This is a genomic window from Halosimplex salinum, from assembly GCF_003730195.1.
In the GTDB taxonomy this organism is placed as follows: domain Archaea; phylum Halobacteriota; class Halobacteria; order Halobacteriales; family Haloarculaceae; genus Halosimplex; species Halosimplex salinum.
This window is the reverse complement of record NZ_QWGG01000004.1, coordinates 38,699-55,619: the sequence shown is the minus strand read 5'-3', so window position 1 is coordinate 55,619 and position 16,921 is coordinate 38,699. Positions and strand designations below refer to the sequence as shown.

Annotated in this window: 16 protein-coding genes and 1 tRNA gene; 8 read left to right on the top strand and 9 right to left on the bottom strand. The window is 67.2% G+C overall.

The features are described 5' to 3' along the window. Positions 1 to 40: 40 nt before the first annotated feature. Genes D1409_RS11525 through mbhE form a run of 4 tightly spaced genes read right to left on the bottom strand, consistent with a single transcriptional unit; the run spans position 41 to position 4,945 of the window. On the bottom strand, positions 41 to 1,681 hold the full coding sequence (locus D1409_RS11525) for a complex I subunit 5 family protein (protein WP_123537141.1): 1,641 nt from the start codon (positions 1,679 to 1,681) through the stop codon (positions 41 to 43). Continuing rightward, complete coding sequence (locus tag D1409_RS11520; RefSeq protein ID WP_123537140.1) at positions 1,678 to 2,046, bottom strand: sodium:proton antiporter; 369 nt, start codon at positions 2,044 to 2,046, stop codon at positions 1,678 to 1,680. Before D1409_RS11520 ends, D1409_RS11525 begins: the two co-directional genes overlap by 4 nt. After that, complete coding sequence (locus D1409_RS11515; RefSeq protein ID WP_123537139.1) at positions 2,043 to 2,519, bottom strand: MnhB domain-containing protein; 477 nt, start codon at positions 2,517 to 2,519, stop codon at positions 2,043 to 2,045. Before D1409_RS11515 ends, D1409_RS11520 begins: the two co-directional genes overlap by 4 nt. Then, positions 2,516 to 4,945: a hydrogen gas-evolving membrane-bound hydrogenase subunit E gene (mbhE, locus tag D1409_RS11510; protein ID WP_123537138.1), complete on the bottom strand. Its 2,430-nt coding sequence runs from the start codon at positions 4,943 to 4,945 to the stop codon at positions 2,516 to 2,518. Before mbhE ends, D1409_RS11515 begins: the two co-directional genes overlap by 4 nt. Before the next feature lie 436 nt (positions 4,946 to 5,381). Here mbhE and D1409_RS11505 point away from each other — a divergent pair, with 436 nt between their 5' ends. From D1409_RS11505 to hpt, 6 genes are all read left to right on the top strand, one after another. After that, a complete protein-coding gene (locus tag D1409_RS11505; RefSeq protein WP_123537137.1) occupies positions 5,382 to 5,852 on the top strand; it encodes a type IV pilin in 471 nt (156 codons plus the stop codon). A 285-nt stretch (positions 5,853 to 6,137) separates the two neighbouring features. Further along, positions 6,138 to 6,716, top strand: coding sequence for a DUF7344 domain-containing protein (locus tag D1409_RS11500; protein ID WP_123537136.1), 579 nt, complete (start codon positions 6,138 to 6,140; stop codon positions 6,714 to 6,716). A gap of 264 nt (positions 6,717 to 6,980) precedes the next feature. After that, positions 6,981 to 7,553, top strand: coding sequence for a type IV pilin (locus D1409_RS11495; protein WP_123537135.1), 573 nt, complete (start codon positions 6,981 to 6,983; stop codon positions 7,551 to 7,553). An 86-nt stretch (positions 7,554 to 7,639) separates the two neighbouring features. Further along, the gene (locus D1409_RS11490; protein ID WP_123537134.1) at positions 7,640 to 8,128 is read left to right on the top strand and encodes a hypothetical protein; all 489 of its coding nucleotides are present in this window, start codon (positions 7,640 to 7,642) and stop codon (positions 8,126 to 8,128) included. Continuing rightward, a complete protein-coding gene (locus tag D1409_RS11485; protein ID WP_123537133.1) occupies positions 8,125 to 10,080 on the top strand; it encodes a hypothetical protein in 1,956 nt (651 codons plus the stop codon). Before D1409_RS11490 ends, D1409_RS11485 begins: the two co-directional genes overlap by 4 nt. A 48-nt stretch (positions 10,081 to 10,128) precedes the next feature. Next, on the top strand, positions 10,129 to 10,698 hold the full coding sequence (hpt, locus tag D1409_RS11480) for a hypoxanthine/guanine phosphoribosyltransferase (RefSeq protein ID WP_123537132.1): 570 nt from the start codon (positions 10,129 to 10,131) through the stop codon (positions 10,696 to 10,698). Between the two features lie 27 nt (positions 10,699 to 10,725). Here hpt and D1409_RS11475 read toward each other — a convergent pair whose 3' ends face one another. Together D1409_RS11475 and D1409_RS11470 are read right to left on the bottom strand one after the other, a co-directional pair. Further along, positions 10,726 to 10,968 carry a hypothetical protein gene (locus tag D1409_RS11475; protein WP_235853547.1) on the bottom strand — a complete coding sequence of 81 codons (243 nt, stop codon included), beginning with the start codon at positions 10,966 to 10,968 and terminating at the stop codon, positions 10,726 to 10,728. A 10-nt stretch (positions 10,969 to 10,978) separates the two neighbouring features. After that, positions 10,979 to 11,803, bottom strand: a complete 825-nt coding sequence (locus tag D1409_RS11470; RefSeq protein WP_123537131.1) for a M48 family metallopeptidase — start codon at positions 11,801 to 11,803, stop codon at positions 10,979 to 10,981. Positions 11,804 to 12,332: 529 nt separating this feature from the next. Between D1409_RS11470 and D1409_RS11465 the strand changes: the two genes are divergently transcribed. Then, positions 12,333 to 12,611, top strand: coding sequence for a HalOD1 output domain-containing protein (locus tag D1409_RS11465; protein WP_123537130.1), 279 nt, complete (start codon positions 12,333 to 12,335; stop codon positions 12,609 to 12,611). Positions 12,612 to 12,907: 296 nt separating this feature from the next. On the opposite strand, the gene D1409_RS11460 is transcribed toward D1409_RS11465, so the two are convergent. The 3 genes from D1409_RS11460 to D1409_RS11450 all read right to left on the bottom strand — a co-directional run bounded on the left by D1409_RS11460 (position 12,908) and on the right by D1409_RS11450 (position 14,339). Beyond that, positions 12,908 to 12,982: transfer RNA gene (locus tag D1409_RS11460), tRNA-Met, on the bottom strand. Positions 12,983 to 13,051: 69 nt separating this feature from the next. Continuing rightward, positions 13,052 to 13,579 carry a GtrA family protein gene (locus tag D1409_RS11455; protein ID WP_123537129.1) on the bottom strand — a complete coding sequence of 176 codons (528 nt, stop codon included), beginning with the start codon at positions 13,577 to 13,579 and terminating at the stop codon, positions 13,052 to 13,054. Beyond that, positions 13,572 to 14,339, bottom strand: a complete 768-nt coding sequence (locus D1409_RS11450) for a glycosyltransferase (protein ID WP_123537128.1) — start codon at positions 14,337 to 14,339, stop codon at positions 13,572 to 13,574. The genes D1409_RS11455 and D1409_RS11450 overlap by 8 nt, the downstream gene beginning before the upstream one ends. A gap of 155 nt (positions 14,340 to 14,494) precedes the next feature. Here D1409_RS11450 and D1409_RS11445 point away from each other — a divergent pair, with 155 nt between their 5' ends. Further along, a complete protein-coding gene (locus tag D1409_RS11445) occupies positions 14,495 to 16,921 on the top strand; it encodes a DUF2298 domain-containing protein (protein ID WP_123537127.1) in 2,427 nt (808 codons plus the stop codon).

The following is a 16,921-nucleotide window of genomic DNA, read 5'->3' as shown; positions in this document are numbered from 1 at the left end:
GTCCACCTCCAGCGCGGAGCCCGAAGACGGCTCCGGTCGCTCACTCATGGGCGACCACCTCCGGGTCCACGGCGTCGACGTACCCCTCGCTGTCGAGGGCGGCCTCGGCCGCGGCCTCCGCGAAGGAGTACACCGGGTCGAAGCCGACGCCGATCGCGACGACCACCAGCGCGAGCGCGGCGACGACGCCGACGAGGACCGTCGACTGCTCGCCGCGTTCGACGGCGGGCGTGACGTCGCCCCAGAACCCCTTCGTCCACGCTCGCGAGAGGTACGCGATGGTGAATATCGCGCCGACGAGTGCACCCGCCAGCGCCAGGCCGGCGCCCGGTGCGCCGGCCGCGAGCGCCTGACCGCCCGTGTCGAAGACGAGTAACTTGCCGAAGAATCCCGACAGCGGCGGGATCCCGACTAGCGCGAGCGAGCCGACGAAGAACGACCCCGAGAGCACCGGGTAGCGCGTCGTCAGTCCGCCGAGCCGGTCGAGTTCGATGGTGTCGGCGGCGTCGAACACCGTGCCGCTGACCATGAACAGGAGCGACTTCGCGACGGCGTGGTTGAGCGAGTAGACCAGCGCCGCGATCACGCCGAGCACCTGCAGGTCGGTCGCCGCCGCCCCGAACGAGTGGTCGCCGATCGTGGCGACGACCGCCAGGGGCAGGACGATGAAGCCGACCTGGCCGATGCTGGAGTAGGCGAACACGTCGTCGAGGTTGTCGCGGCTCACGGCGCCGACGCCGCCGACGAGCATGCTCGCGAGCGCCATGAGGAAGAGGACGGGGCCGAAGAAGGCGAGGAACGACTCGCCCGAGAGGCCGGGGAGGCCGAGACCGCCGTCGACGACCCCGGCGGCGAACACCGTGAAGTAGAGGCGGACGATGGCGTAGACGCCGACCTTCTTGGTGACGCCGGCGAGGAACGCGGAGATCGGAGCCGGCGCGGCGCGGTAGGCCGGCGGCACCCAGAACTGGAACGGGACGATACCGGCCTTCAGCGCGAAGACGAGCAGGAGGATGGCCGAGAGGCCGAGTACCGGCGCGGGGTCGATGCCGAACGCCGCGGGGTCGGCGAGACGGCGGGTGATGTCGGCCATGTTGAGCGTCCCGGTCGTCGCGTAGATGCCGCCGATGGCGACCAGCATGAGTGCGCTCCCGACGAGATTGAGCACCGTGTACTGGAGCGCCGCGGCGGTCTGGCGCGGGCCGCTGTAGAAGACGACGAACACGTAACTGGGCATGAGCATCACCTCGAACCAGACGAAGAGGTTGAAGATGTCTCCGGTGAGGAAGGAGCCGGAGACGCCCAGCAGCATGAAGTGAAAGAGCGGGTGGTAGGAGACCCGCTGGCCCTCCTCGTCGACGTACGCGACCGAGAAGATCAGGATCGCGACCGTCGTGAGCGCGGCGAGCGCGAGCATGAACACGGCGAGCGCGTCGGCGACGAGCGTGATGCCGAACGGTGCGGGCCAGGCCGACAGCTGGTAGGTGAGCGTCCCGCCGGAGAGGACCCGGGTCGTCAGGACGATGACGCCGACGCCGTAGGCGCCGATACCGAGCAGACTGAGGACGCGCTGGAGGCGGTCGTACCGGCGCGTCCCGAGCGTCAGGACCGCGGTGACGAGCGCGGCGAGCATCGGCGCGACGACGACGTGCGTCGTCGACACGGCGAGGTCAGCGCTCATTCGACGGTCACCTCCGTCAGGTCGAGGGTGTTGTGTTCCTGGTAGAGCCGGTAGGTCAGGACCAGGGCGAACGCGGTCGTCCCGAAGCCGATGACGATGGCCGTCAGCACCAGGGCCTGGACCAGCGGGTCGGTCACGCAGTTGGCGCCAGCGTCGGGGACCGAGCAGGCGACCGGGTGCTCGCCGCCGTGGCCGAGGATCGGCGACTGGCCGGTGAGCCCGCCCATCGTGACGAGGTAGACGTTCGCGGCCTGACCGATGATCGAGACGCCCCAGACGACCCGGACGACGTCTCGGCGGAGGATCAGGTAGGTGCCGAGCGCGAACAGGAGCCCGAGGACCGTCGCGAGGATGACCTGGGTCATTCCGAGCCCACCTCCGCGAGGATCGTCAGGAGCGCCCCGACGACCACGGCGTACACCCCGAGGTCGAAGACGAGCGCAGAGGCGACCTCCAGTTCGTGATAGATCGGGAGCGGCTCGACGAACGCGACCGCCTGCGTGAGGAACGGGTACCCCAGTGCGATCGCGGCGATCCCGCTCCCGACCGCGACGGCGAGGCCGACCGCGAACACGGTGCCGTACTCGCGGATGATGCCGGACTCGGTCTCGTAGCGCGTCCCGGGGTTTCGATCGAGCAGTTCGGCTTCCAGGTAGTCGAGGCCGAAGATGACGTAGACGAGCGCGAAGGCCGTCACCGTCAGGACGCCGGCGATGAACCCCCCGCCGGGCAGGTTGTGCCCCTGGAAGAGCAACGCGAGAGCCGTCACCAGGATGAGCGGGACGACTAGTCGCGTCACGGTGCGTGCGATAACCGTCGGTTGTCTGTCGAGACTCACTGGATCTCACCTCGTTCTCGCATGGCGATCAGCGTGATGACCGACAGCGCGGCCATCGCGACCACGGATATCTCGCCGAGCGTGTCGAACGCACGGAAGTCGACGAGGATGACGTTGACGATGTTGCCCCCGCCCCCCGCGTCGGCGAATATCGGCCCGTGCTCTGCCGGAACACCCCCGTTCTCGACGAAGTACTGAGCGATCACGTCGTCTGGCCCCGCGGCCGTCGAGAGCAGTACCGTCACCGTCACGGTGAGGCCGACCGCGCCCGCGACGACGGCGTCGCGGGCCGCCCGGAGCCGGTTCGCAGTCCCGTAGAACGCGGGGAGCTTGTCCAGCACCAGCAGGAAGATGACGAGCACGAGCGTCTCGATGACCAGCTGGGTGAGCGCCAGGTCGGGCGCGCTCCCGAGGATGTAGAAGATGGCGACCATGAACCCGACGATCGAGAGGGTGAGGACGCCGGCGATGTGCGACGGCGCGGCGGCGACGGCGACCGCACCGACGACGGCGACCGCGAGCACGACCACGAGCGCGGGCCCGAGTCCCGCGAAGGCGAGTCCGGGGACCGCGACGCCCGCGGCGGCATAGGCGCCGAGCGTCAGTGCCGCGAGCGCGAGCGACAGCGCGAGCGCGTACGTGCGAAGGTTCCCGGTCTGGATCACGTCGATGGCCGACGAGCGGTCGAGTCCGGCCACGGTCCCGTCGTAGTACCAGTTCGGGCGGAGGTAGTCGACGTCTCGGACCGCGCGGACGCCGTCGCGGATGCCGTCGAAGAACGGGTAGGCGACCGCGCCGACGCCGATGGTGACGGCGCTCATGATCAGCCACGGCGAGACCTCGGTCGGGAGGTAGTAGGAGAAGCTGTGCTCGCCCTCGCCCGCGTGGGCGAGCGAACTCTCCATGACCGTCCCGACGAACCGTTCGAGCGGCGTGAAGTGCACGCCGAACGTGCCCGCGACGCCGCCGAGGCCGACGACCAGCGCGAGTCCACCGAGCACAACCGCGGGGACCGTCATCGCCAGCGGCGGGGCGTGGACCTCGCCGAGCGCGTCGGGCTTGTCGCCGAAGAACAGCATCAGGAACCTGATGGAGTAGAGGAACGTGAAGATGCTCCCGAAGACGGCGACGGCGGGCAGGAGCCACCAGAGGACCGAGCCTCCGTCGGCGACCGCGTGCTCTGCGGTGTAGTAGACGGCGTGGAAGAGGAACTCCTTCGAGTAGAACCCGTTGAACGGTGGGACGCCCGCCATCCCGAGTGCGGCGACGGTGGTGACGGCGGCCGTCAGCGGGAGGTCGCTCGCGAGGCCACCGAGTTCGTCGATGGCTCGAGTCCCCGCTTCGTGAGCGACGATGCCGGCCACGAGGAAGAGCGCGGCCTTGAACAGCGCGTGGTTGAGGATGTGGAAGGCACCGGTCTCGGCGCCGAGGTAGCCGGACATGCCGTAGCCGGCGACGATCAGGCCGAGGTGCGAGGCCGTCGAGTAGGCCAGCAATTCCTTGATGTCGCTGGCGGCGACGGCCAGGATGGCGGTTATCGTCATCGTCGCGAGCCCCAGGATCCCGAACACGAGCGTCCACTCGTCGGTCAGGAGCAACGGTCGGAAGCGGCCGACGAGGTAGACGCCGGCCTTGACCATCGTCGCGGAGTGGAGGAATGCGGAGACGGGCGTGGGCGCCTCCATCGCGTTGGGGAGCCAGATGTGGAAGGGGACCTGTGCGGACTTGGTCGCGGCGCCGACGCCGACGAGCAGGAGGACGGGGACGAACAGTCCCTGCGCGCGCAGCGCGCCGACCATCGTGTCGGCGTTAGCGAGGATCGACCCTTCGCCGGCGAGGCGGAACGCGGAGTCGACGGCGGGGACGCCGGTGGCGACGACGTGGAGCAGGAGGAAGCCGACGAGCATGAACAGGCCGCCGGCGACCGTGATGAGCATCGACTTGCGGGCGGCGTACTGCGAGGCGTCGGCGTCCTGGTAGTGACCGATCAGGAGGAACGAGGAGACGCTGGTCAGTTCCCAGAAGACGAACAGCGCGATCAGGTCGGCGGCGAACGCGACGCCGAGCATCGACCCCATGAACGCGAGGAGCGTCGCGTAGTACTTCACCTGGCCGGGCTCGCCGTGCATGTAGCCGCCGGAGTAGGTGAAGACGAGGACGCCGACGCCGCTGGCGAGCGTCCCGATCAGGAGCGCCAGTCCGTCGACGTAGAACGCGAGCGAGACGCCGTAGGTGGGGATCCACGGGACCGCGACGGTCCCCTGGGTGCCGAACAGGCTGGCGACGAGCGCCAGTGACGCGGCGGCGACGGCCGCGGCGAAGTAGGCGGTTCGCTCTCCGAGGACACGGTAGACCAGGGGGGCGAACGCCGCACCGAGGAACGGCAGTGCCAACAGCGCCAGCAGCGCGGACGAACTCGGTTGCACACCCGTCTTTGTAGTCAGACGCGACTTAATGCTTCCCAACTTCGGTCACGGGAACCCATCTCGTCGCCCGATCCGTCACTCAGGCCCCGTCTCTACGAGCGGTCCGTCAACTGAAGTCCGTCGAAGCGGACGGTTCGTCCTCGAACCGGTCACCGGACTCGACTGCCACGCCCGAACGGCGGCTCTCCGTCGCACCGAGGGCTGTCTCGCCGGCTCGTAACGCTCCGTTCAAGCCCGCCGATACGTCTGAAAATCAATTTTGATACGATTCAGCCGGGCCTTGAATTTACGATTTTGATAATACGGTAGTGACCCTTATGTAGCGCGCTGGGAGAGTGACGGGTGACACGCACCGACCGCCGTCGGGTCGGACCGCAGACGCGGTCCGGCGGCGAGAAAGGGGCCCGGCCCCGCGCATCGGGCGTGACGACAAACAATGCAACTCAATCAACTGTTCACGGACGACGACGCGGTGTCGCCGGTCATCGGGGTCATCCTGATGGTCGCTATCACCGTCATTCTGGCGGCAGTCATCGCGACGTTCGTCCTCGGACTCGGCGACCAGGTCAGCAACACGTCTCCGCAGGCGTCCTTCAGCTTCGAGTGGAACGGTGCTGCAGGGGAAGAAGCAGATCTGAAGATCACGCACAACGGCGGCGAGACGATCCAGGCGCAGAATCTCTACGTTCGTGGCTCCGACGGGACCGTGAGCGGTGGGACCGACGCCAGCTTCGGGCAGACGTGGGACACGTACAACAACCCGGCCGGCGCAACCTCCGAAATCCAGGCCGGTATGCAAGCGACCGTCAACAACGTCGACTCCGACGCCGAAGCGAGCCTCGTTTGGCAGGACGCGACCGGCGAGAGCTCCTCCACCCTGAAAGAGTGGACTGGCCCGACGGCCTGAGCGGGTGACCATTCGGCACCGACGCTCCGGGTTCGCGCACAGGCCGACACCCGGTCGCTGAACGGAATCGATTCATCTTTGATACTGAGGGTGCGGACACTACTATCGAACGTGATAGTCATTGACTTGTCCAGCGATTCTGTTCAGTTAGTCGTCACGAACCGCATACGACACATCGGAACGTGACAACTGCTCCGAAACAGTCTTAGCGGATGCCCAGTCTAACACACATCATCACGCGAACAGGGCGGCCGAGTCGTTGGTCGCGAGACGGAGTCAGACATCATGAGTAACGAGACGAGACGGCTTCCGGCACGGGGGGACGGCGAACTGTCCAAGGGCGAGATATTCGACGTCCTGCAGAACCAGCGGCGTCGATACGTCCTCGAGTATCTCAAGCGATACGAGGAACCGGTCGCGTTGAGCGACCTCGCCACGCAGGTCGCCGCCTGGGAGTACCAGACGCCGGTAGAGGAGGTCACGAACGAGCAGAAGAAACGCGTCTACACGACGCTCCAGCAGACCCACCTCGGTCGGATGGAGGAGGCAGGCATCGTGGAGTACGACTGCGACGAGAACCTCGTCGCGCGCACCCCGTACACGGAGGAGATGACCGTCTACCTCGAGATCGTTCCCGGCTCGGAGTTCCCGTGGCGGGAGTTCTACCTCTCGCTCGGGTCGATCAGCTGCGCGGTCGTCGCTGGACTCTGGACCGGCCTCTTCCCGCTCACGATCCTCACCCCGCTGGAGTGGGCGACCGTCATCGCCGCCGCGTTCACCGTCTCGGCCGCCTACCACACGTACTGCGGCGCGGACATGCAACTCGGCGACGACGAGTACGTCCCGGACGAGTTCGACCGCTGAGGCCACGCCGCCCGGACACTGCGAACTGACTTCGACTGTCCTCTGTCCGACAGTTCCACTCTCGCCCCCCGTCTCAACCCGCCACTGACTCCAATTTTCCGTCCTGATATTCGGAGATAACTCTCTCAAGACTGGTTTGACCGCGTTCTCGCCAGTGAACGGTGGTCGGGGTTAAGTATCGATACTGTGAGTTGTGCTGATAGCATTCCCGGCTCTCGGGCGCGGTCGACTCTCCGACAGGACCGGGATGTGGCACACACAACGATGCAACTCAAACAACTACTCGACGACGACGACGCGGTGTCGCCGGTCATCGGCGTGATCCTGATGGTCGCCATCACGGTCATCCTGGCCGCCGTCATCGCCTCGTTCGTCCTCGGTCTGGGGAATCAGACGAGTCAGGGCGCACCGACAGCGACGATCGGCATGGACTACACAGAGATCGATGAAAACAGCGGTAGCGGAATGGACAATTGGGGAGTCGTCAAAGTCTCGCACAACGGCGGCGAATCCATTTCGGAAGACGAAGTGTACGTTCGTGGAACCGGATTCAATGCGAGTGGAACACACTGTTCAGCCTCTGATGGGAACCTCTGCACTCCGCCGGGAGCCTCTGACATATTAGAGGACTACATCATCAACGAAGGTGGTAGCCAGATTCACCACATCGACAGTGGCGTCTGGAACGGCACCGCGAGCGGTGACGACAGCAAGCTAGTCTCCGGTGACCGTGCCGGTGTTTACGTCGCCTCCGACTACGAGATCAGCGTCGTCTACCAGTCCCAGGAGGGCGACACCTCCTCGACGCTCAACGAGCAGGCCGGCCCCGACGCCTGAAACCTCGGTTCTCTGCGGTTTTCCGTTTCGACGATCCGCCAGCCGCGGCCAACGGCTTTATCCCGGTCGGGGGCGGTGATTCGTCAATGAATCGGGCCAGGGTGCTCGTCTACGGCACTGCGGCGGTGATCCTCGCCGTTACCCTCGTCTCCGGCCCGGCCGTGGGCTTCGTCGATCTGACGACCCCGCGATACGACACGAGCGGCCTCGGGGAGGGCAACGCCACCGTCGACCGAATCGACGCGCCGGACTCCGTGACGCTCGAACGCGGCTACCAGTCGGAGTCGTACTACCTCACAGTCCCCGACGCGAAGATCCGACTCGCGTCGCTCTCCGGGAAACCGACCGTCGCCTACGGCGTCGATATCCCGGCCTTCGGCTACTCGCGGTCGACCACGCACTTCCTCTCCGAGGGGACCTCCGGCTGGGTCGAACTCTCGCTCCAGTCGGACACGCTCGGGAGCGATACGGTGACCGCCGACGCGTACGAGGGGACGATATCGATCGTCCTGCGCGACAGCAGCGGAAAGACCGTCCTCTACGAGGAACCAGTCACCGTCGAGGTGGTGCGATGAGCACCGGGCGAGCGTGGCGGATCGACCTCGACGCCGCGAGACACCGGGCCGGGGCCGTTCGGACGCTCCTCTGTCGCGTCGTCGTCGGAGACCGACTCGGTCTCGCGGTCTTTCTCGGCGCTCTCGTGGCGATCGGGCTCACCTGGCGGATCGGGTTTTTCATCAGCGACAGCTACACGCTCGCGAACGCGCTGGTCGCGCTCGCCGACGGCAGTCTGGTCGTCGAGGAAGCGGTGTACGGCACGCTCGAGTCTCCGGGGATGGTCGTCCACGACGGGCGATACTACGGTCGCAACTACGGGCAGGTCGCGGCCGCCCTCCCGTTGCTCTGGGCGCTCCGTGGCGTGACGACGGTCGCCGACCTCGGGCTCGTCTTCGCGGCGCTCTGGTCGCTCGTCGTCCTCTCGCTCGCCGTGCAGGTCGGGCGACTCGTCGGCCGACCGTCGCTGTGTGCGGTCGTCGGTTCGGGCGTCGCGCTCGGCGCGTTCGCGCTCAACGCCGCACTCGCCGAACCGGTCGCCGCGCGACTCCTCCCCGTCGCGGCCCTCCAGCTCGGGACGGTGCTCGCGGCCGCGCTCGTCGCGACCACCGTGTACCGACTCGGAACGCGTCTGCACGACAGACGCGTCGGCGTCGCCGCCGGCGCGACGGCGGTCGCAGCGACACCCGTCGGGTTCTGGGCCGCGATTCCGAAGCGCCACGTCACCGTCACCGCGCTCCTCCTCGGGGTCGTCTACGCGTTCTACCGGAGCCGTGCGGACCGGGACGGGGGAACCGACTCGCTGCTCACGACGGCCGGGTTCCGCGGACTGGCCTACGCGCTCGTCGGCCTGTGGACCTGGATTCACGCGGGCGAGGCGTTCGTCGTCTTCGTCGCGCTCGTCGCGGTCGACGTCCCGACGGCTCCGTCGAACGACCGCCGCACGCTCGCGGTCGTCGGTGGCGCCTTCCTCGCGTCGCTCCTCCCGTTCCTCCTGACCAACGCGGCCATCTCCGGCGACCCGTTACGAGCCCCCCGAATGCTGACTCCGGCCGCCGAAGCGACCGGCGGCTCCGCGTTCGGCGGTGGATCGGGCGGGACCGACGGCGCCGGCGGGACAGCGGGAGGAACGGCTGTCCTCCCGCCCGTGCTCGGCGGTGTCCTCGCGACGGTCGCCGACCGTCTGGCACTGCTCTTCGAGCCGTTCGTCGCCGGTGCTCGGTCCGTTTTCGCGGACCCGGAATCGCTCTACGAGACGTTCGTCCGCGCGGGGTACGACGAGTACATCGGCCGTCACGACAACGACCAGGCGATCAACCTCTCGGTCCTCGAATCCGCCCCGCTCGTCGCGGGTGTCGTCGCGATACTCGCCACCGGGGCTACCCGCGCGACCGCCGCGGTCCGCCGCGACACCCGAACGCCGCTCCGAGAGCAGTTCGTCAGTGCAGTCCGAACCGCCCGCTCCTCGCCGACCGCCGCGACCGATACGTTCGTCGCGCTCGTCGCCGTCCTGTTCGTGCTCGTCTACATGCCACGCCTGCCGCTGTTCGCCCAGGTGACGGTGCGGTATCTCCTGCCGGTGTACGTCCTCGCCGTCTACGCGCTCGTCCGGCAGGACTGGGTTCGCCGAACGCTCGGAGTCCGCGGACGGGCGGCGCTGTGGAGCTACCTCGCGGGGGTGTTCCTCGGCGCGCAACTCTTGTTCGTCGTCGTCGCCGTCTGGACGGTCGGTCGCGGTGGCGCAGTCCAGTTACACGCCGTCGCCGGGCTCGCAGTCGCCGTCGTGTTCGGGGTCACCGCGACCGCGAGCGCGCTCGACGACCGGTTCGACGGTCTGACGGCCGTCCTCAGCGGGATCACGGCCGCGCTCGGGACGAACCTGATCGCCCTCTCCGCACTCGTCTACTTCCAGTACGGCCCGTACGCGCTCCCTGCCGTCGACTGGCTCGCCGATCTGCTGGCGGCGGCCTGACGGGCGAAGCTAGTCAGGCTTTTGGCCCCTGGTTTCCATTCCCCGGGCATGAATCGTCTGAAGCAGTCGCTGCTCGATGCCCCCATCGTCGAGAAAGAGGGGTACCACTACTTCGTCCACCCGATCAGCGACGGCGTGCCGATGCTCCGGCCGGAACTGCTCCGCGAGATCGTCATCAAGATCATCCGCAAGGCGGAGCTGGAGAACGTCGACAAGATCGTCACGCCCGCCGCGATGGGGATCCACATCTCCACCGCCGTCTCGCTGATGACCGACATCCCCATCGTCGTCGTCCGCAAGCGCCAGTACGGGCTCGAAGGCGAGGTCGCGCTCTCGCAAGTCACCGGCTACTCCGAGTCCGAGATGTACGTCAACGACGTGTACGAGGGCGACCGCGTGCTCGTGCTCGACGACGTGCTCTCGACCGGCGGCACGCTCTCGGGGATCACCGGCGCGCTCGACGAGATCGGCGCCGACATCGTCGACATCGTCTGCGTCATCAAGAAAGACGACGGGCAGAACAAACTCGCCGACGCCGGCTACGAGGCCAAGACGCTCATCAACGTCGTCGTCGAGGACGGCGACGTCGTCATCGTCGACGAACAGGGCGACGGATAGCCCGCCTTCTCCGCGGTTTCGTTCGCCTCACAGCGCCGCTGCGACCGTCCAGCCGAAGTAGAGCCCGGCGAGCACGAGCGCGACGCCGACGACCTGGACGAGTCGCCGCGTCCGGTCCTCGAGGCCCGATTCGGTGCCGTACTCTCCGCCGCGGTCGCCGGGGACCCGACCCGCGGTGTGCGCGCGGACGATAGACTCCGGTGCGGCGAGCAGGACCGCGCCGAGACCGATGCCGAGCACCGCCGCGAGCAGGGTACGATAGTCGATCACGGCGACTCACTCAGTTCCGCAGGCGCTCGATGCGCTTCTCGATCGGCGGGTGCGTGGCGAACAGCCGCGCGAGGCCGCTCGTATCGCCGAAGATACACAGCGCGCTGACCTCCTGGTCGATGGCTGACTCCTGGGCGCGCTCGTTCTCGCTGCTGATCTTTTCGAGCGCGCGTGCGAGCGGTTCGCCGCCGCCGATGGCCCCCGCTGCGTCGCTGTCTGCGACGTACTCGCGATATCGCGAGATGGCCATCACGAACAGCATGACGAACAGCTGGACGATCTGGCCGACGACGAGTGCGAGGAAGAAGTCGGCGATGTCGTTGTCGCCCGTCAGCAGGACGACCCACTGGGCGACGATGGCGACGATAGACGCGATTCCCTGGCCGAGCACCATCATCACCACGTCGCGATTGCCGATGTGTGCCAGCTCGTGTGCCAGCACGCCCTCGACCTCGTCGTCGTTCAGCGTCCGGAGCAACTCCTCGGAGACGACGACCGTCCCGGCGCCTTTCCGCCCGACGGCGAAGGCGTTCGGCACGCCCATCCGGGCGATCATCAGTCGCGGCTTCTCGATCCCCATCTCGTCGGACAGCGCCTCGACCTGCCGGTGTATCTCCGGGAACCGGTCTTCCGACAGGTCTTCGGCCCCGACGCTACGGAGCGCGGCCCACTTGCCGATCTTGTACTGGACGCCCACGAAGAGGACGCTGAGGGCGATGATGATCGGGTACGGGAGCCCGAACGCGGCGTACGCCACCATCGCGGCGGCGGCGTACAGCGCGAACAGGATCGACCCGACGACCGCCATTCGCGCGACGAGACTTGGATGACGCATACGTGATGTGTCTGCTCGCCCTCCCGTAAGAACCCTCCGCATATCCGTACTCGACCGGACGCACGCGCAGCCGTTCCTGTTCTCTATCCGATCTGTCTGCGCTGCTGTCTCCCGCGCGCGAGCGAATCGCCTTCGTCACCGCTATCCCGAAACCGGAGCGACCGCCGTGCTCGATCGGCCTGGTCGGCGGCGACTGGTCCGTTTCGGCGGAGTCTCGGGCGTTCGACGCCGCCCGCCGGAGGGGTTCGTATTACAGATCGAAGACGTGTCCTACAATCTCGGCGAACCGGGGGACGGCGCCGCAACTATCCGTTTACTATCACGTGTGATGTCATGTTTACAGAATAAAGCTAATAACTCTGACAGTGGTATAGCGACTGCTAGAGACTGGAACGCGCGGAGAAGGACGCTTGGTAGGACATGTCGTGCTTCTCCCTCCGACGACAAAAGCGTTGTCCAGGACGAGTGGCGACGCCGTCCCGGAGCGGCCCACGCGTGCCGGCGTAACGCGAACCCACCCACCACACCCATGAACAGACCGAACGACGACTGCCTGACCGACGTCGTCATCGACGCTCGACCCTCGTCTACCGACGAGTTCGGAACGACCGTCGTGACGAGTATCGCCGACGAACTCGGCACCGAGCCCGAATCGCTACCGCCGATCCGGGAGCGTATCGACCCGGACCTGCTCAACCAGCTGTGCGACGCCGAGGGGTCCTCCGTGAAGACCCTCTCCTTCGAGTACCTCGGATACGAGGTCGTCGTGACCAGCGACGGCGTCATCCGACTCTGCTCGCTCGCTTGAGAACGGACGCTACGACTCACGACCCCCGCCCGACTCGGTTCACTCCTCGTTCGCACTAGTTCGGTGAAGCTCGCGAGCCGATAGTGCAGTTGTCGAGTCTTCGGTTCCGCGATGCGGTGCTCGCTGTGTAGTTCACGGCAAAATCATAGCGGGAGGTAGATTTGAACAACGCCCAGACGTGCTCGCTCACTGCGTTCGCTGCGCGAGACTGGTCTCGTTCAAATCTCCTCAGAGTATTTTCGAAGAACCCGGCTCACTCGTCGCTTCGCTCCTCGTTCGCGTTGGTTCTTCGAAAATAGCGGGAGGTAGATTTGAACTACCGATCTGCGGGTTATGAGCCCGCCGGAATCTCCTGGCTATCCCATCCCGCTATCAGTTTATACCGGGGTCCGTCAATTAAGGGTTGTGATTCGTTCGCCGTCCGTGAGTTAGTTCCACGACTACCCCTCGTGGACCTGCCAGGTGAACAAACTCTCGAAGACGTAGTTGACGACCATCCCGACCGCGACGCCGCTCCCCTTGGCGACGAGCAGCCACAGGTCGAGACCCGATAGCGTCGACTCCAGACCGACGACCCCCGCGACGGCGGCCAACACGGCCACGTCACCGAAGACGAGGTCGACGTTCAGTGGTCGGTAGATGATCCACCAGACCACGAACTGGGTGGTCACGCCACCGGCCCGGACGACGTGCGACCGCTTGAGTCGCGAGAGGAACGACTCCCGCCCACCGTCGCTGTGGTCGGCGAACGTCCAGTTCTCGTTGACGAGGAACATCACCAGAATCGCGGTCTCAACCCCCGCGAGCCAGGCGATCTCTGCGGGTGCGCCGACTACCTCGGAGAGGAACACCAGGACTGCGGTGTCACAGACCGCCCCGACGACGCCGACGGAGACGAACTTGCCGAACCGAACGCCGGAGACGAGCGACCCCAATCTCGCTCGGACGGACGGTTCGCCGTCAGTCATGCTTGTCCACCAGTGCCGTCGGGTCGTCGCGCGTCGCCGCGATGGCGTTGTGGACGCGACTGTTGCGGATCTGTTTCGCACGGTGACGCGAGGACACCAGCGCACGCGCGAGCCTGATCGAAGTCCGAACCGGCGAGACCGTCGAGCCCGGCTGGTCCTCCCAGGTGATGGGGACCTCTCGCACGTCGAGTTCCAGCGCGCCCGCCATCGCGACGAGCTCCACGTCCCAGGCGAAACCGGGCTCGTAGAGGTGCTGGCGGACGGCCTCCCACGACTCGGCGGTGATCGCCTTCGCCCCACACTGGTAGTCGTAGAGGTCGGCGTCCAGCATCCGACGGGCGAGCCAGGCGAAGCCGTCGCCGAGGAACCGGCGCGCGAACGTCTGGTGACTGGTGATCTCCGAGTGCGGGTGGCGCCGGGAGCCCACGGAGACGTCTGCCCCGCCGTCCGTGATGGCGGCGAGCACGTCGGCGAACTCCCCGGGCGCGGTGCTCCCGTCGGCGTCGACGAAGCCGAGGACGTCCGTCTCCAGCGCCTCGAATCCGGCGGTGACCGCGGCGCCCTTGCCGCGCCGATACGGCGAGACGCTGACAGCGGCGGGCAGGTCCGCGAGCGCCGTGGCGACGCGCTCGTCCGCGTCGTCGAGTTCGATCCGGATGCAGTCGGGCGCGAGTTCGGCGTCCAGCGACCGGACGTACGCGGAGAGTCGCTCCACGTCGGGCCGGAAGGCGGGGACCACGATACCGACGGACGCGCTCATTGACAGACGTGACCACCCCGCCGAGTAAAAACGGTTCGGAACGGCGAAACTCGGGGGGCCGGCGGAGCGGTCGCGGCCGCGGCGGCGGGCGGACCGTGCGCTCGGTCTCCGTCGGTCCACAAGAGGTATAGGGGCCGGAGACGGCCTCTCTGGTAATGGAGTACGGTCTGGTCGTCTGGTGGCTCGTGGCCTACCTGGCCTTCATGGCGGTGGGGATGCCGCTGGCCGCAGTACTGTTCCCGCGCCTCGCCGACCGCGGGGCGGGCGTCGCGCTCCCGGTGGCGATCGCGGTCCTCTGGATCGTCGCGTACGTCGTCGGCCACGCCTCGCTAACGGCCGGACTGTTCGTCGGCCTCGCGGTGCTCGCCGTCGCCGCCGTCGGCGCCACCTACCGCGGTGTCGAGTTCGACCGTCGACGCTACGGCGAGGCCGCAGCGGTGTTCACGCTCGCGTTCCTGTTCATGATCGCCATCCGCGCCGTCGACGCCGGCGTCCATCCCCTGATGGGCGAGAAGTTCCTCGACTTCGGCCTCCTGCAGTCGCTTCTCCGCGCCGACTCCCTCCCGCCCGAGGACATGTGGTTCGCGGGTCGCCCGGTCAAGTACTACTACGGCGGGCACCTGATCGCCGCGCTGCTGACGAAGATCACGGGGACGGAGGCCCGATTCGCCTACAACCTCGCGCTCGCCGGCTTCTTCGGGATGCTCGTCACCGCCGCCTACGGCCTGGCGGGCTCGGTCGCCGCGAGCCGCGGCGTCTCTCGCGTCCGTGCGGGCGCGTTCGGTGCCTTCTTCGTCGGCTTCGCGAGCAACGTCTCGACGCCGGTCTACTTCGTCGCCTGGCTCCTCCCAGACGGCGTCGCGTCGTTCATTGCGGGCCTGTTCGGCAAGGAACTCGGGCGAGTCGCGACCGGTGGCCCTGGTGACTTCCGATACTGGTCGGCTAGTCGCGTGATCGACGGGACGATAAACGAGTTCCCGCTGTTCGCGTGGCTGAACGGGGACATGCACGCGCACATGATGAGTACGCCGTTCGTCCTCCTCGCCGCCGCGCTCCTCTTTAGTTACTACCGCACGCCCGAGGCGGCGCGGACTCGACGGCGACTGCTCGTGCTGGGGACGGTGCCGCCGCTCGCGGGCCTCCTCGCGGTCGTCAACACGTGGTCGTTCCCGGTCGTCGGTGGACTGACCTTCCTGACGCTCGCGCTCGCCCCCTCGGACCCCGTCTCCTTGCTCCCGAGAGCGCTCGCCGAGCGAGTCCCCCGGCGCGAGGACTGGCAGCGAGAACTCGGTCGCCACGGCGTCGCTCTCGCCGGCGCAGCGGCGGTCGTCGCGCTCGGGATCGTCTGGTCGCTCCCGTTCTGGCTCGGAACCGCCAACGGCGGCGGCCGGTCGATCGCATTCCTCCCGGACAAGAGTTCGCTCGGGGGCTTGCTGTTCGCCCACGGCGCGTTCGCGCTCCTGTTCGTGATTCACCTGGCGCGTCACGCGGTCCCCCAGATCGACAGCGACCACCTCGGCGAACTGCTGGTGATGCTCGCCCTCGGCGTCCTCATCGCGTTGCTCGGTGCGTCGTCGGTCGCACTCGCCCTGTTCGGCCCCATGGTCGTCGTCGCGTGGGTCCTGCTGCGGACGCAGGCCGACGTCGTTCACCGCGCTACCTCCCGCGCGGCCGAGACAGCGAAAGGAGCGGTCACGGACGGCGGAACGGTCACTGACGGTGGAACGGCGACCGGTGCCTCTGCCGCCGAGACCCGAAGTGACGACGGGTCACGTCTCCGCGGCGTGGTCGGCTTCGAGACGCTCCTCCTGATCGCCGGGGCTGGGATCGTCGTGCTCGTCGAGTTCGTCTACGTGCAGGAGCAGGCGGGCCCGGAACGGATGAACACCGTGTTCAAGACGTACGCGGACGTGTGGATCCTCTGGGCGGTCGCCGCCGGCGCCATCCTGGCACACCTCGTCGAGAACCACTCGCCCGCGCTCGCGCTCTCGGGAGACCGCTGGGCGTCGGGGTTCCGCGTGCTCGCGGTCGCCCTCGTCGTCGCCACCGCGATGTACGGTGCCTTCGCCGTCACGAACCACATGACCGGTGATTCGCCGATCAATCGCTACGACCATCCCGACGATCCGACGCTCGACGGGTTCACCTTCGTCAACGACTCCCACCCCGAAGAGTACGCGGCGATCCGCTGGTTCGAGCGCGTGGAGGGACAACCCAACATCGCCTCCGCACCCGGGAGAGACATGTACCAGTGGACGAACCCCGTCTCGAGTCTCACCGGCGTCCCGACGCTGGCCGGGTGGGCTCACGAGGTCGGCTACCGCGGCGACGAATCCTACCGCGCCCGGGTCGACGACGTGAACACTATCTACACGGGTTCGCCCGAGGAGCGCGCCTACTATCTCGACGTGTACGAGGTGGAGTACGTCTACGTCGGATCGAACGAGCGGGAGGCCTACACGCAGGACGACCTCGCCGCGTTCGAGTCGATGTCGGGTCTCACGGTCGAGAAACGGTGGGACGGCGTCGTGGTTTACCGCGTCGACCAGGACCGACTGGAGTATCCCGGGAAGAACGGCTGA